The sequence below is a fragment of the Paenibacillus sp. FSL F4-0236 genome (genome assembly GCF_038000135.1).
Classification (GTDB): domain Bacteria; phylum Bacillota; class Bacilli; order Paenibacillales; family Paenibacillaceae; genus Paenibacillus_AQ.
Map to the genome: position 1 here is coordinate 2110635 of NZ_JBBOBK010000001.1, position 14514 is coordinate 2125148.

Annotated in this window: 14 protein-coding genes; 8 read left to right on the top strand and 6 right to left on the bottom strand. The window is 42.7% G+C overall.

The window, feature by feature from the left end:
* Positions 1–6: 6 nt before the first annotated feature.
* Entirely contained in the window at positions 7–1068 is a 1062-nt protein-coding gene (locus NSQ29_RS09630) for a glycoside hydrolase family 76 protein (protein WP_341124910.1), read from the top strand.
* Positions 1069–1171: 103 nt separating this feature from the next.
* Here NSQ29_RS09630 and NSQ29_RS09635 read toward each other — a convergent pair whose 3' ends face one another.
* The 4 genes from NSQ29_RS09635 to NSQ29_RS09650 all read right to left on the bottom strand — a co-directional run bounded on the left by NSQ29_RS09635 (position 1172) and on the right by NSQ29_RS09650 (position 3563).
* Complete coding sequence (locus NSQ29_RS09635; protein ID WP_341126746.1) at positions 1172–1939, bottom strand: glycoside hydrolase family 88 protein; 768 nt, start codon at positions 1937–1939, stop codon at positions 1172–1174.
* Entirely contained in the window at positions 1885–2529 is a 645-nt protein-coding gene (locus NSQ29_RS09640) for an AraC family ligand binding domain-containing protein (RefSeq protein ID WP_341124911.1), read from the bottom strand. Before NSQ29_RS09640 ends, NSQ29_RS09635 begins: the two co-directional genes overlap by 55 nt.
* A 364-nt stretch (positions 2530–2893) precedes the next feature.
* Positions 2894–3424: a DUF559 domain-containing protein gene (locus NSQ29_RS09645; RefSeq protein ID WP_341124912.1), complete on the bottom strand. Its 531-nt coding sequence runs from the start codon at positions 3422–3424 to the stop codon at positions 2894–2896.
* Positions 3414–3563 carry a hypothetical protein gene (locus NSQ29_RS09650; RefSeq protein ID WP_341124913.1) on the bottom strand — a complete coding sequence of 50 codons (150 nt, stop codon included), beginning with the start codon at positions 3561–3563 and terminating at the stop codon, positions 3414–3416. The genes NSQ29_RS09645 and NSQ29_RS09650 overlap by 11 nt, the downstream gene beginning before the upstream one ends.
* 296 nt (positions 3564–3859) lie before the next feature.
* Here NSQ29_RS09650 and NSQ29_RS09655 point away from each other — a divergent pair, with 296 nt between their 5' ends.
* On the top strand, positions 3860–4222 hold the full coding sequence (locus NSQ29_RS09655; protein ID WP_339796284.1) for a DUF1304 domain-containing protein: 363 nt from the start codon (positions 3860–3862) through the stop codon (positions 4220–4222).
* A 193-nt stretch (positions 4223–4415) separates the two neighbouring features.
* On the opposite strand, the gene NSQ29_RS09660 is transcribed toward NSQ29_RS09655, so the two are convergent.
* Positions 4416–5303: a fructose bisphosphate aldolase gene (locus NSQ29_RS09660; protein WP_341124914.1), complete on the bottom strand. Its 888-nt coding sequence runs from the start codon at positions 5301–5303 to the stop codon at positions 4416–4418.
* Positions 5304–6075: 772 nt separating this feature from the next.
* On the opposite strand from NSQ29_RS09660, the gene zwf reads away from it, so the two are divergent.
* The 3 genes from zwf to NSQ29_RS09675 all read left to right on the top strand — a co-directional run bounded on the left by zwf (position 6076) and on the right by NSQ29_RS09675 (position 9388).
* Entirely contained in the window at positions 6076–7611 is a 1536-nt protein-coding gene (gene zwf, locus NSQ29_RS09665) for a glucose-6-phosphate dehydrogenase (RefSeq protein ID WP_341124915.1), read from the top strand.
* Between the two features lie 72 nt (positions 7612–7683).
* Complete coding sequence (gnd, locus tag NSQ29_RS09670) at positions 7684–8577, top strand: phosphogluconate dehydrogenase (NAD(+)-dependent, decarboxylating) (RefSeq protein ID WP_042188983.1); 894 nt, start codon at positions 7684–7686, stop codon at positions 8575–8577.
* 166 nt (positions 8578–8743) lie between these two features.
* Positions 8744–9388, top strand: a complete 645-nt coding sequence (locus tag NSQ29_RS09675) for a class I SAM-dependent methyltransferase (RefSeq protein ID WP_341124916.1) — start codon at positions 8744–8746, stop codon at positions 9386–9388.
* Between the two features lie 85 nt (positions 9389–9473).
* Here NSQ29_RS09675 and NSQ29_RS09680 read toward each other — a convergent pair whose 3' ends face one another.
* A complete protein-coding gene (locus NSQ29_RS09680; protein WP_341124917.1) occupies positions 9474–10229 on the bottom strand; it encodes a DeoR/GlpR family DNA-binding transcription regulator in 756 nt (251 codons plus the stop codon).
* 319 nt (positions 10230–10548) lie between these two features.
* Between NSQ29_RS09680 and NSQ29_RS09685 the strand changes: the two genes are divergently transcribed.
* From NSQ29_RS09685 to rhaA, 3 genes are read left to right on the top strand one after another with little or no spacing between them, the layout of a single operon-like run.
* Positions 10549–11700: an iron-containing alcohol dehydrogenase gene (locus NSQ29_RS09685; protein ID WP_341124918.1), complete on the top strand. Its 1152-nt coding sequence runs from the start codon at positions 10549–10551 to the stop codon at positions 11698–11700.
* 27 nt (positions 11701–11727) lie between these two features.
* On the top strand, positions 11728–13194 hold the full coding sequence (rhaB, locus tag NSQ29_RS09690) for a rhamnulokinase (RefSeq protein WP_341124919.1): 1467 nt from the start codon (positions 11728–11730) through the stop codon (positions 13192–13194).
* 38 nt (positions 13195–13232) lie between these two features.
* Positions 13233–14489 carry an L-rhamnose isomerase gene (gene rhaA, locus NSQ29_RS09695; protein ID WP_341124920.1) on the top strand — a complete coding sequence of 419 codons (1257 nt, stop codon included), beginning with the start codon at positions 13233–13235 and terminating at the stop codon, positions 14487–14489.
* Positions 14490–14514: the final 25 nt, after the last annotated feature.

A 14514-nucleotide genomic window follows, 5' to 3' on the forward strand; every position in this document is an offset into this window, starting at 1 on the left:
CTTTTAATGACACAAGCAAAAGAAGCCCTAGAAGCGCTTAACTGGCAGGAAAGGTCGGAGTGGTTCCAACAATGTCTAGAACGTAATTATTATAGTACGGAGACGGGGATCATGAATCAATGGTATCCCAGAGAGTATAACGTTGCAGGTGAGAATTTTTATTACTGGTGGCAGGCTCATGTCATTGATATTCTAGTGGATAGCTACGAGCGTTGCGGAGATCCTGCATATTCACTGAGAATCAAGGAATTGAGTGAACATCTCCAAGCTTATAACGGTGGGACGTTCAGGCATAATTACTATGATGATATGGAATGGACAGCATTGGCGCTGCTACGAGCTTATCGGGCAACTGGATATGAATCCTACTTAGATGCTGTGCTAGATCTATGGGAGGATATAAAATCAGCTTGGAATGAACATTTTGGAGGCGGTTTGGCCTGGAAGAAGGATCAGCTCGATTATAAAAACACACCTGCCAATGCACCAGCCGTCATTCTAGCAGCTAGGTTATATGAACTTTTTCAAAAGCAGGAGGATCTGGAGTGGGCACTCCGTATCTATGAATGGAACAAAACATATTTAGTGGATCCTGCGACTGGTTTTGTGTGGGATGGAATGAACAGACTCGGGGATGGCCAGATTGATTTCGATTGGGAATTTACTTATTGTCAGGGAGTGTTTCTAGGTGCGGGCTTAGAGCTGTATAAGAATACGGGGGATGTCCATTACTTAGAAGATGCGAATCGAACTGCGAATACATGTATTGATCGTCTATGCGATCCGATGAATATGATGTTGCCTGATGAAGGCATCGATGATACTGGATTATTCAAAGGAATTCTGATTCGTTATCTGGTTCAACTTTGTGGAGAGGTTCCTGAGGCTAGCAGGATTCGTGAGGTAATCATGGCCAATGCTCAGCAGTTATGGGAACGAGGTCTGGATAAACAGCTGGGTCTTTGTAGTCCATCGTGGGAAATGAAACCGGAGCTTCCGGTTCAACTGAGCATTCAACTCAGTGGCTTGATGTTGCTGGAAGGGGCCGCTGTACTCATGGAGAAGTAACTTAAAGGCGTATAAAGAAGCTTCTCTTTTTAAATGGTGCATTGATTTTCCGTTTAAAAAAGAGAGGCTTCTTTTTTGTTATTTTAAATTAATCGTTTATCTGTTAGAAAATCCTATGTTTCCAACCGTTCAATTTAGCGACAGTTTCAATATAATAGTAGTCTCCATAGATCAGCGATACATCGATAAAGGAAGTGCCGCTGCCCGTTCCATGCAATAAAATCGCTTCATGCTCTGGCTGCTCCCAAGTCGCGTAATTTTCGGTCAGTGAGCGGAGAATTCGCTCCGCTGCATTAGCGTAGAGGCTTTTTTCGCCTACAGGTACGATCGCTGCAAGCTCTAACAAACCTGAAGCGGCGATAGATGCCGCAGAGCTATCTTTGAACATCCGTTCGTCATCCGCTAGACGGAAATCCCAATAAGGAACTTGATCCTCAGGTAAAGCCGAGATGAAATAATGGGCAATCCGCTTAGCGGTGTTCAAGAACCGTTCATCTCCACTGTGGCGATAGGTATTGATGAAGCCGTACAGCCCCCAAGCCGTTCCACGGCTCCATGAGGATTCAGCTGAATAACCTTGACCGCCAAAATTCTCAATATATGCCCCGGTCTCCGCATCGAAAGATAGAATATGTTTGGTTGATCCATCCTCGCGAATACCATATTGCATCGTCGTCTCTGCATGGCTAATAGCAATATGCTTATACCGTGGATCACCAGTTACTTTGCTCGCCCAGAACAGTAGAGAGATATTCAACATGCAGTCGATAATTGCCCAGCCATATTTATCTTCATTCCATGCGCGGATGAATTTGCCTACAGGATTATAGCGGGCAGCGAGGAAATTCGCCGCTTCAATCCCCCTACGCAGGGCATCTTCGTCACCCGTAAGCTCATGATTTTTTCAGAATAGCGCAAGGTCCGCCGTTCTCCTGATTGGAATATCTGCTGATCTCCAGTCTTGATACTGCTCAATAATTGAAGGATTAACATCGAAATGTCTTCGGTATTTTCGCTTGGATTGCTTTTTTTATTGTGATCATATTGCTCCAGAGTCCACTCCACAATCTCAACACGATCTTCAAGATCAATGGCGCAATGCGTATTTTCCCCTCGCCAAAGTGTTGTGAATAAAGCTTTTCTTTTCGAAAAGCCCGCTAGCAGGTTCTCCGCAACATGTGGATCAATATAGAAGATGGATCTTTCAAAAGGACAAGCGGGAGAGACCTCAGAATAGATCCGGTGCAGCTGATAGGGCTGGAAAAAGAATAACATCCCCCTGCGGATATCGTACATCTGCTGATTGACAACAACATTTCCCTGACCGCCATGCACGAACATGATTTCACAGCATTGATGCCAGTGATAATAATCTTTGTAATAGTCGACTGTATATATTTTGTAATCCCAAACTAAGGTCTTATGTTCTTCAAAAACAACGGGTTCGAATAGTTGCTTCATAGGCCCTCCAAGATGACAAAATACAAACATTTTTTATTCCATTATAACTTTAAGGGTTATGAAAGCGATACAATAAAATGAATTGAGTAATTCTATCGGGAGACAGGTCGCCATGTTAGATTACATAAACAGAAGCCCAGAATCCAGAATTCAAAATCTTAAAGCTGAACTCGACTTAAAAACTGCAAAAGTGCAGTTTTTATCAGTTAATTAGGTGTTGGTTAAGGATATTGCTGCAAATATACAGGAATATGACTCTAAATTAACCTTGGTTATCTATAAAATTAGTGAAAAACTGTATTTATGCAGGAAAACTCCTCCGTGGATGAATAAAGGACTTAAAAGATGTAAAATTGCAGGATTTCTACAAGCGGTTCATCGCGTTGGGCTGGAGTTCATACTTTACAACATATTTGCCTTCTGGTCCGGTTACAGGTGAGAGCGCCCCTTTGGTGCAGAGGGAATGCAGCATTCGAACGGCTGATCGATGATTGATATTTAAATGAATCTCTACATCAATTGGGCGTAATGGGCGAGCAAGCGTATAGGCAAGTCGGATGATTTCCCGTTCCGCCACACTCTCCAGACTAACTGGAGAAGATTCTGACTGATATCGGCTAAGCAGCATTCGCAACAGTGTCATGCAAATCTCGGGACGACTAGCGACGTCGTCGTATGCAAATGAAATAACTTGAAATCCCATTGCAGATAAGAAGGTTTCTCTGTTCAATTCATTACAGTATTTATTTCTATCCATATCTCGAACATGTGGACCAAAACCTTTGATTTCGATGACTAGCTTCACATACCGAGTGATGTATGCAAAGTCACAGAAATAGGATTGACCCCGCCAATCGAGCACTTCGAATTCTGGATGTAGATCGTCAAAATTCAATCGAAGAGACCACCAAACGTTGCGGCAAAATAGCTTCTCCGCTTCCCGATGTCCACGTTCCAAGCGACCTTTGCATTCCCCTGATCTTTTTTTGTAAATGGTATTGAATAAATGAAGCATGCGCCGTTTCGAAGTTCATCTTTAATCATTCCCCCTTAATCAACAAAAGAACGTCCCGATCCATTCAAAAAGGAATGAATCGGGACGTTCTTCGTCTCGTACATTTAATTATAGTTAAGATTCTATTAGTTGACCAGACGAAAAGGACTTTAAAAACTTCATAAATCAGTAGCTTGATTTCCGCATTCTTTTGTTGATTACTAAGAAGGGGATTTGAGTGGCTTTAATATGAAAATGATGATGGAATGTACAACTTTTAATTAATATGTGATACAATTAAATTGTACACAAATTAAATTAAGAGGAGTTAATCAAATGATCATAGCAGGTAATATCATGGTCGGTCTCGTTGCGTTAATACATATTTATATTGTCTATCTGGAAATGTTCGCTTGGTCAAAGCCCAAAGGGCTTCGAGTTTTTGGAATGACGCAGGAAGTTGCGGATGCTTCTAAAACTCTAGCAGCGAATCAAGGGTTGTATAATGGATTTTTAGCTGCTGGTTTAATTTGGGGACTGGTTCATCCGAATGTGAATATCGGCCACCAAGTTGAAATCTTTTTCCTCTGCACTGTTATAGTGGCGGCGATTTATGGTGCACTGACAGTGAAAAAATCTATTTTGTTTATGCAAGGTCTTCCAGCTTTCATCGCTTTAATACTAGTAGTTTCGACTTAAGATGACCTAAAAGTTAGTGAATGTAGGGCTTTACCTCGGGTGTAGGCGTGGTGAAGCGGCAACTACCATTTTGCAAGTACTAGTGTTGAAAAGTTAATCCAAATTAAAAAAAAAGGGCTGTTTCCCGGCAGGTAATAACCTGTCAGGGAAACAGCCTTTTTATGTCTTACGTCTTCACGAGGGGAAGAGCTGCTTATTGAATAGAGGCAGCATAAATCGCTTCGACAGATTTGGAGAGGAGCGCGTTAAACTCTTCGTCTGACTGCCCGGAACTTAATCCTTGCGATAAAGCACGTGAGAAGCTGGCGATTAATCCTTGATTATGGGCGAGCTTATCGTTGGCCTCGGCTTGAGTGTAACCGCCGGACAAAGCGACAATTCTTAAAACGTGAGGATCGTCCATTAACTCGCGGTAGAAGTTATTCTCCGTGGGTATGGAGAGCTTAAGCATGACCTTTACGTCTTGGCCCAGCTTAGACAATTGAGCTGAAAGTTCTTCTTTTAACAGCTTTTCCGACGCTGTTTTATCAGCAGAATGGATATCAACCTCAGGCTCGATAATCGGAACCAGTCCCGCTTCTAAAATTTGCTTGCCGACTTCAAACTGCTGTTCAACCACTTTTTTGATGCCGGAAGGATTGGCTTCTTTAATCACCGAGCGCATTTTCGTTCCAAAGATATTCCGTTCGTTGGCCCGCTTCAAAAGATCATTTAAGCCGGGAATTGGCTTCATGAGCTGTACCCCGTTTTCTGGCTCGGCAAGTCCTTTATCTATTTTCAGAAATGGGACAATGCCTTTTTCCTCCCACAGATAATCAGCAGTATATTTTCCGTCGATGAGACGGTCCATTGTGTTCTCAAATAAGATTGCACCCAGTATATTCTTCGAATCAAATGCAGGGCTCTTGATAATGCGCGTTCGCATCTCGTGAACCATTGCATACATTTGATCTTCATTGGAGTAGCTGTCCTCTTTAATGCCATATTGCAGCAGCGCTTTAGGTGTACTTCCACCACTCTGGTCCAAGGCAGCTATAAATCCCTGTCCCGTCCGAATTCGATCCCATTGCTTCATATTCATGAAAAAATCTCCTTCCTTTCGTAAACTGAATGGAAATTCATGCGTTCTTTAATTATAACACTTAAAATACAGGCCTTAAACAAGAGGCAGGGTGAACAAGGAGGTAACCGTCCAACATGAGTTGGTAGCAACCAAAGAATTAAGGACTTCTGAGTCCGAATCAACCAAGGAGATCAGCGCGAGTTGACGTAAAGGACTGCATTGCAGCTATTTGTTTAGTTGGCGCATTTTTGAGAGAAATCGGACTGTAATAGCTCTTATCATCTCTCCGAAGCGTACTCTGATAATCTTCCTCGAAGATGACCTTTTTTATGCTTAAAAATCTAAGTTGAGATTAAAAGCAAGATCGATTTGTAATATTTTATGGACGTAGTCCATTTCAAAATGATCAATTACTTGAAGTTAGTTTGAAGATACGAGCGAGCACGAGTAAAGGTGGCGACTGGAAATTTTATTCTTGTTACAAAGTGGCTGGTGTGATGATTTTCTAATCGGAGGGGGTGGATCGAAATTGGCTAAAGCCGCACTGGGATTGAGATTTTTCTTTAATCAACGTGAATATCCGAGTAATTTAATGCGAATGATCCAATACTATTTTCTTTGTGACATTAATCATAATTACCAATTCATAGCTTTGTGAAAATAATAACTTTTCGTAAATGTCGAAATGAGGTTGACGTATGAAAATATCAGTCGTATGATTGATTCTACTGAGTATGTTAGTAATTAAAAGTAAGTATATAAATAATGTATAACAACAGGAGGAATGAAAGTGGAATCATCAACATTTGTGCTATTCGGCGCTACAGGAGATTTGGCGAAACGTAAAATCTATCCTGCACTATATAACCTCTTTTTAGATGGTCAAATTTCAGGTCCTCTTTCAGTGATTGGATTAGGAAGAAGAGAAGTTTCGAACGAAGCCTTCCGTAAGCAAGTACTGCAATCCTTACAGACTTTTTCTAGACAACCAGCGGTAGACTCACCGCAATTGCAATTGTTCTTGGAAGCTTTTGAATATAGCGTTCTAGACGTAGGGAATACAGAAGATTATTTGAAGCTGCTGGAACACGTAAAACGTCGCGAGCAGTTTTTCAATATTCCAGAGAATCGGATGTTCTATTTGTCAGTAGGTCCTGAGTTCTTCAAGGAAATCGCAGCTAATATTCACTCTAGTGGGCTGGGTGCCACGAAAGGCTGGAAGCGTCTGATCATTGAGAAGCCTTTTGGCACAGATTTGAAATCAGCAAGAGAGCTGAACGATAGCTTGAATGCCGTATTTACTGAAGAAGAAATCTTCCGGATTGACCACTTCTTGGGTAAACCGATGGTGCAGAATCTGGAAGTTCTGAAGTATTCTAATCCAGTGCTAAGAGCACTGTGGAAAAATAGATATATCGCGAATGTTCAAATTACAGCGAGTGAGACTGTCGGCGTTGAAGAGCGGGCAGGCTATTATGATAAAGCTGGTGCACTTCGTGATATGTTCCAGAACCATATGCTGCAGTTGATGATGATGATGGCGATGCAGCTTCCTAAAGGCAGTACACCTGAAGAAATCCGTGGGAAGAAAATATACGTCATGGAGCATCTCATTCCAATTAGCAAAGATGAGGTTAATAAACATGTTGTCCGTGGACAATATACAGAAGGTGAAATCAAAGGGAACCCTGTTGCAGGTTATTTGAATGAGCCAGGCATTAACCAATCCTCGCAAAATGAGACGTTTATCGCAGCGCGTTTATTTATAGATGATCCGCTCTGGAATGATGTACCTTTCTACGTTCGTACAGGTAAGAGAATGAAGGAGAAATCCACACGTATTGTTATTGAGTTTAAAGAACCGTTTAATGATAGTAATAACTTGAATAAAGGAAATGATGTACCGAATTTACTGATTATTGAGATTGGACCGAATGAAGCCATAACGCTACAACTTAACACGAAAGATCAGCTGCAAAAAGGAAAGCTTGAGCCTGTCCGCGCTACTTATGAAGCGGGTACTTCAGATGTTCCGGAAGCCTACGAGAATCTAATCTTCGATGCACTTCGTGGAGATGCTACCTTCTTCGCTCACTGGAGAGAAGTAGAACTGTCATGGCAGTGGGTTACACCTATTCAGGAAGCGATGGAAGAGGGGCTTATGCCACTTCACACTTATGCTTCAGGTTCATATGGTCCAGATGCGGCTATGGAGCTATTGGGTGAGGATCGCTGGTGGTTCGATGAGGCAGATCAGGAGGCAGAAGTTCTCTCTGCTCAGGCAGAAGTTGCAGCAACGCAGGAATCTATACGGCCAGGGGCGTAAGCCCCTGCCTGTTTTTTTTACCAATTTTGGAGAAATTACATCATAAGAATCTATATATCGGAGGGGAATTACATGAAAGTAGGATTAGTTGGATTAGGAAAAATGGGCTTCAATTTGGGCCAGAATTTGCTGGATCATGGACATGAGGTTGTTGCATTTGATTTGAATGCACCTGCTGTAGAGGAAATGAAAGCTAAAGGTGCCAGTGGAGCAGTAACGCTCCCTGAGTTGGTACAACAATTGGAAACGCCTAGAATCATTTGGATTATGGTTCCACATCAGGTTGTGGACTCTGTCATTGCTGAGATCACACCTTTGTTATCAAAAGGAGATATCGTCATTGAAGCGGGGAATTCGCACTATAAGGAATCGATTCGCAGATATGAGCAATTGAAGGAACATGGAATCAGCTTCATGGACGCAGGTACGTCCGGTGGGATGGAAGGAGCGCGTAACGGCGCTTGTTACATGGTTGGTGGAGATCCTGAAGCTTGGGAGGTTGTGGAGCCCATCTTCCGTGATACGGCTGTGGAAAGCGGCTTTTTATATGCCGGCAAAGCTGGTAGTGGCCATTTTCTAAAAATGGTTCATAACGGTATCGAATACGGCATGATGGCTGCCATCGGTGAAGGCTTTGAGGTGCTGGAAAAGAGTGAGTTTGATTATAACTTTGAGGAAGTCGCCCGGGTGTGGAATCATGGTTCTGTCATCCGTTCTTGGCTGATGGAACTGGTTGAACGTGCGTTCTCGAAAGATGCTAAATTGGATGAGATCAAAGGGATTATGCACTCCTCCGGAGAAGGCAGATGGACGCTCGAAACTGCATTTGATCTGCAAGCAGCAACACCGGTCATCGCGATGGCGTTATTAATGCGCTACCGTTCGCTTGAGACCGATACCTTCACTGGTAAAGTAGTGGCTGCACTTCGTAATGAATTTGGTGGACATGCCGTTGAAACGAAGTAATTAATGTTAATCATTAGCCCGAATTTCCTCGCAATTCATTCTGCGGTGAAATTTGGGCTTTTGTTTTGCTAAAATTAATAAATGAAGAGAATAGATCGAGTACGACTTTAATCTTTTTAACATATTTTAGAGTTAGATGGGGAAATTACGATAAGGGGGAGTTGACATGCGAAGCGGAATTCGAGAAAGACTTCATTTTCTGTATAAATTTCTGCATGCGCCCCGACAATTAGGAAGCGTGACTCCCAGTTCGCGCTGGCTGGCAAAAACGATGCTCGACATCATTCCGTGGCAACAAATGCATAATATAGCTGAGCTGGGTGCTGGTACTGGAGCCATTACAAGATTTATTCCAAGCGGGGAAGAGACCGGGATGAATGTGCTCCTGTTTGAGAAGGATCCTGATTTTCGTCATCAACTAAGACTTAAATTCCCTGACCGTATTTTTTTTAACGATTGCCTGCGGCTACGGCTTGCGCTTCATAATAGAAGGTTGGAGAAGTTAGATTGCATTGTAAGCAGTTTGTCTTTTAGGAATTTCTCAGTCTCAGATCGGATGCTTTACATTGAGCAAATCATATCTTCTTTAAAAGAGGGCGGCTGGTTCATCACTTTTGAATATTTTCCTCAAATGAAGAAGGAATTAATGCAGCATTTTGATATTGTGAGTGTTAAATGGGTGCTGTTAAATTTCCCGCCAGCGCTTGTTTATATTTGTAGGAAGAAGGCTTCTACACAAGTAAAGCAATCAGATCATATTCATTCTTCCATAGATGTAATATCAATTTCTCAGGTTTCTACGGAAAGATAAGGATGAAAAATTCAACAAATGCCGTCACCCATACTCACTGGGGAACGGCATTTTTTAAATTAGGCTCAGTATGTTATTACCTCTGTTAATAGAGAACCTCAATATTGTCCTCGTTCAGACGTTTTAGCCAAGCTTCAGAAGGCTTACGGTCAGTAATCAAGAAATCAATATGGGCAAGCTCAACCAGCTTTGTAAAAGCAGTTTTATCGAATTTGGTGTGATCCGCCAGGAGTATGACCTTATTGGCTTGTCGTAGCATGTACTTCTTGAGCTCACACTCTGGTTCGTTGGAATCTGTGATGCCTCGTTCCATTTCCATTCCTTTGCAACTGATTACCGCTGTATCCACATTGTATCTTTGAATGGTGTCATGGGCTACCGGTCCCACCAGCGACAACGATCGGTAACGAAGTGAACCGCCAGTAGAGATGATATCCATCCCTGAATTCGAGAACTCATGCAAAATATTAATAGAATTTGTGATGATGGTTAGATTGTTTTTGTTTCCCAGCAATTTTAGAAACTCAAAGGCTGTAGAGCTTGGATCTACCATTAATGTATCTCCATCATTGATTAAATCGAGCGCCTTCAAGGCGATTCCCCGTTTAATATCTGTATTCAAGGCATTACGTGTAACAAAAGGCAGATCCTCATTCGTATGGCGATTCAGCATAGCACCGCCATAGGTACGACTAAGGATGCCATCCTTCTCTAGCTTCTCCAAATCTCTGCGTATCGTTTCTTCAGTGATCTCAAACATTTTACTTAGATCGGAGACTAGAACGCGTTTATCTTGATGGACGAGATCTATTATTTTTTTGCGTCTTTCGGCTGCAAGCATAGGAATCACCTTTCCAAAGCTATATTTTACAATCATAGCGCTTAATATCTGTGTTTTGCAATAAAAACAACTTAAAAACCTCTGTACTTTCCAATAATATTCACAAAACAGATATAAAACAAACAAAAACAACATGATTAATATTTAAAATGTTGACAACAAAGATTTAGGGGCATACGATGAAGAAGGAAATAAATCCCTCAGAGTTAATCGAGTTAGTGGGATGCCAAAGCCGGCTCAGCTGCTATTCAGAGGCCAGCCTGAGGCGCAGCAGACGGAATACAACGATTATTGAACTCATTAGGAGGCTGGTCAAGCAATGAGTACGCATGTGTATTACGTTCCTTCGATCAATATTATGGGCAAGGGATGCTTGCAGGAAATTGGTCTTTATATTCAAGAACTGAATTTAAAGAAGGCTCTAGTAGTCACAGACAAGTTCCTTATGAAGAGCGGCATAGCCGGTAAATTGCTGACAGTCTTGGATGAAGCGGGTATTGAATATGCCATTTATGATGAAGTGAAGCCCAATCCAACCTGTAAAAATGTCCACGATGGCGTGGATTATCTCAAATCACAGAATTGTGACTATCTGGTCTCCATCGGTGGTGGGTCGCCACAGGATACTGCTAAAGCCATTGGTATCCTTGCCACAAATGGCGGTCACATCAAAGAATATGAGGGCGTACACAAGTCGAAACATAAATCGCTGCCGATCGTTGCTGTGAATACCACCGCAGGGACTTCAGCTGAGGTCACTATTAACTATGTAATCACAGACGAAGAACGCAAAGTGAAGATGGTAATGGTGGATAAGAACAGTATTGCTACAATCTCAGTTAACGATCCAGAGCTTATGGTAGATAAACCCGCTGCACTTACGGCAGCAACAGGAATGGACGCTTTGACGCATGCAATTGAGGCACTAGTAACGCCAGGAGCATATCCGGTAACTGACGCTACGGCACTAGCCGCAGTGGAGATTATTTTCGCTAACTTGGCCCGTACCGTGAAGAATGGCCATGATATTGAGGCTCGTGAGCAAATGGTGTATGCGATTTTCCTAGGCGGACTTGCCTTCAATAATGCAGGGCTTGGTTATGTGCACGCGATGGCGCATCAGCTTGGCGGTGTCTATGATCTGCCACATGGCGTATGTAACGCAATGCTACTCCCATATGTGGAAGAAGAGAATGCCAAATATGTGCCTGAGAAATTCAGGGCTATTGCTAAAGCGATGGGGTTAAACGTTGAGAGTCAAACTGATAAGGAATGCGCGGACTTCGTAATTGAGTCGATCAAGGCGTTGTCTAAAGAAGTAGGCATTCCATCTAAACTATCCGAACTTGGAGTAGGTGAGGTCGATCTTGATCTTTTAGCAGAGAACTCCATGAAGGACGCTTGTGCACCGGGTAATCCTTTTATTCCTACGAAAGAAGAAGTCATTGCACTATTCAAAAAAATACTATAACTCATCCCTTTCTTTAGGAGATTCTTTATGAATAATCATATCGCCGTTGATATTGGTGCCTCTAGTGGGCGGTTAGTACGCGGAATACTGCAAGAGGGCGTCCTCACCTTAGAGGAGCTTCATCGGTTTAGAAATCGTTTTATAGAACAAGAGGATTCTTGTTTCTGGGACATAGATTATTTATTCGAGCAGATTATTATAGGGCTTCAGAAAGCCAAGAAGCAAGGCATTACAGCGTGTACGCTGGGGATAGATACATGGGCTGTAGATTATGTTCTTGTGGATGCAGAGGGAACCCGTATTCAAGAGGTTTACGCTTATCGTGATCGTAGGACTGATAAGGCTATGGATGAGGTAGCTAAGCATATTTCTCCTCAAACTATATATGAAAAGACGGGTATTCAACAGTTATCTTTTAATACGTTGTATCAGCTTTATGTTCACAGTGAAGAAGAAATAGCCAAAGCGGATCAAATCTTACTCGTGCCTGATTATCTGTATTACAGATTAACGGGTCGCAAGATCAATGAGGTTACTAACGCATCTTCAACTCAGTTATTGAATCTAGAGAGTCGAGATTTCGACGATGACCTGTTGGATTTTCTGAATATTAAAAGAGATCAATTCGCTATATTGACTGAACCTGGAGTAATTATTGGCCCCCTCGATGAAGCACTAATTCAGGAATATGATCTTCCGGATTGCCAACTGATCTGTGTAGCCACACATGATACAGCTTCTGCAGTGCTGGGTGCTCCTCTCCAAAAGAACTCGGCGTATATTAGCAGCGGAACATGGTCTTTACTCGGTGTGGAACGAACTCAGCCTCTTAATTCTATGAAAGCCATGGAGGCCAACTATACCAATGAGTGGGGCGCATACGGAACCTACAGATTCCTCAAAAATATTATGGGCCTATGGCTCATCCAAGAGGTTCGCAGGTTGATGAACGAACGATATAGCTTTGCGGAGCTAGCCGAGCTTGCAGAGGGAGAGGAAGGTTTCCGAAGCCTGATCTCTTGTAATGACCCGAGATTTCTCAATCCTTCAAATATGATAGAAGAGATTCGTAATGCCTGCGCAGAGAGCGGGCAGCCTGTTCCTGAGACGCCAGGTCAGTTGGCTCGCTGTATTTTTGACAGCTTAGCATTATCGTACCTTACTTACTTGGAAGAACTAGAAGAACTATTAGAAAGCCGAATTGAGGTTCTGCAAATTGTGGGTGGAGGTGCTAACAACAGCCTGTTATGCCAACTGACTGCTGATGTTATAGGCAGAGAAGTTAAGGCTGGCCCAACGGAATCCACAGCACTTGGTAATATAGTGGTGCAGATGATTAGCACGGGAAGCATAACTGATATTAATGAAGCAAGAGATATTATCGCCGAATCATTTGAGATAAAGGCGTATACACCGCGCCCGACCGCCCATCTTGAAGACATTCTAATTCGCTGGAAAGAGCTTCAGTTGTCCAAAATACAACATCAAATCTAATTAAACTTACGCTATATGATTTTAGGAGGAACTACAGCATGGATCAGAGTATTATCACTAGCTATAATGAAGCCAAAAAATTATACGCAGCCCATGGGATTGATGTGGAGAAAGTGCTGGAGCGGCTCGCGCAAATTAAGATTTCCATCCATTGCTGGCAGGGCGATGATGTACAAGGGTTTCTTTTTAAAGATAAAGAACTAAGCGGGGGAATAGCAGTAACAGGAAGTTATCCCGGTCGAGCTGGCACGCCAGATCAATTGCGCCAAGATTTAGAAAAGGCACTATCCCTCATTCCAGGCAAGCATAAAGTAAATTTACATGCGATCTATGCAGATACAGATGAAAAAGTTGATTTAGATGAATTGGAGCCACGCCATTTCCAATCTTGGGTAGACTGGGCGAAGGAGCAGGGGCTGGGTCTTGATTTTAATCCTACTTGCTTCTCACATCCTAAAGCTGCAGACGGTTTTACGCTAAGTCACTCGGACGATGAGATTCGTAACTTCTGGATTAAGCATTGTAAGGCTTCTCGGACGATTGCCGAGCATTTTGGTAAAGAACTGGGTCAACCGTGCGTGACTAACTTTTGGGTACCAGACGGATATAAAGATACACCAGTCGATCGTTTAGGTCCAAGAGTGCGGTTAAAGGAGTCACTGGATGAGATTTTTAGTGTGGAAATAAATCCTCTTTATAATATTGATGCTGTAGAAAGTAAATTGTTCGGAATCGGTTCTGAGAGTTATGTGGTTGGTTCACATGAGTTCTATATGGGCTATGGTTTAACTCGCGGCAAAGCCATCTGTTTGGATGCCGGACATTTCCATCCTACTGAGATGATCTCAAATAAGCTATCTTCGATTCTTATGTTTAGTGAGCAGCTGCTGCTGCATGTAAGCAGACCCGTCCGTTGGGACAGTGACCACGTTGTAACTATGGATGACGAGCTGCTAGAAATCGCCCGTGAATTGGTACGTGGGGATTTACTCTCCCGAACGAATGTCGGACTTGATTTCTTTGATGGCAGTATTAATCATATCGCTGCTTGGGTGATTGGTACACGTAATACCATTAAGGCGTTACTTCGCGCAATGCTCGAACCGGTGGAAGAATTGAAGCGAATCGAGCGGCTTGGTGATTACACTTCACGACTAGCGTTGGTGGAAGAATTCAAATCGTATCCGTTTGGAGCCGTGTGGGATTATTATTGTGCATCGCAAGATACACCCGTTCGTGAGCAATGGCTGGCTGAAGTGAAGCGTTATGAGCAGGAAGTTCTGTCTGCAAGATAGAGTGTTAGAGTGGATGTGGAGAGCA

Bases quoted from the DNA above. Each gene is read 5' to 3' on its own strand.
- NSQ29_RS09630 (WP_341124910.1), top strand. From the start codon at position 7: ATGACACAAGCAAAAGAAGCCCTAGAAGCGCTTAACTGGCAGGAAAGG.
- NSQ29_RS09640 (WP_341124911.1), bottom strand. From the start codon at position 2,529: ATGAAGCAACTATTCGAACCCGTTGTTTTTGAAGAACATAAGACCTTA.
- NSQ29_RS09650 (WP_341124913.1), bottom strand. From the start codon at position 3,563: ATGAACTTCGAAACGGCGCATGCTTCATTTATTCAATACCATTTACAA.
- NSQ29_RS09655 (WP_339796284.1), top strand. From the start codon at position 3,860: ATGATCATAGCAGGTAATATCATGGTCGGTCTCGTTGCGTTAATACAT.
- NSQ29_RS09660 (WP_341124914.1), bottom strand. From the start codon at position 5,303: ATGAATATGAAGCAATGGGATCGAATTCGGACGGGACAGGGATTTATA.
- gnd (WP_042188983.1), top strand. From the start codon at position 7,684: ATGAAAGTAGGATTAGTTGGATTAGGAAAAATGGGCTTCAATTTGGGC.
- NSQ29_RS09675 (WP_341124916.1), top strand. From the start codon at position 8,744: ATGCGAAGCGGAATTCGAGAAAGACTTCATTTTCTGTATAAATTTCTG.
- NSQ29_RS09680 (WP_341124917.1), bottom strand. From the start codon at position 10,229: ATGCTTGCAGCCGAAAGACGCAAAAAAATAATAGATCTCGTCCATCAA.
- NSQ29_RS09685 (WP_341124918.1), top strand. From the start codon at position 10,549: ATGAGTACGCATGTGTATTACGTTCCTTCGATCAATATTATGGGCAAG.
- rhaB (WP_341124919.1), top strand. From the start codon at position 11,728: ATGAATAATCATATCGCCGTTGATATTGGTGCCTCTAGTGGGCGGTTA.
- rhaA (WP_341124920.1), top strand. From the start codon at position 13,233: ATGGATCAGAGTATTATCACTAGCTATAATGAAGCCAAAAAATTATAC.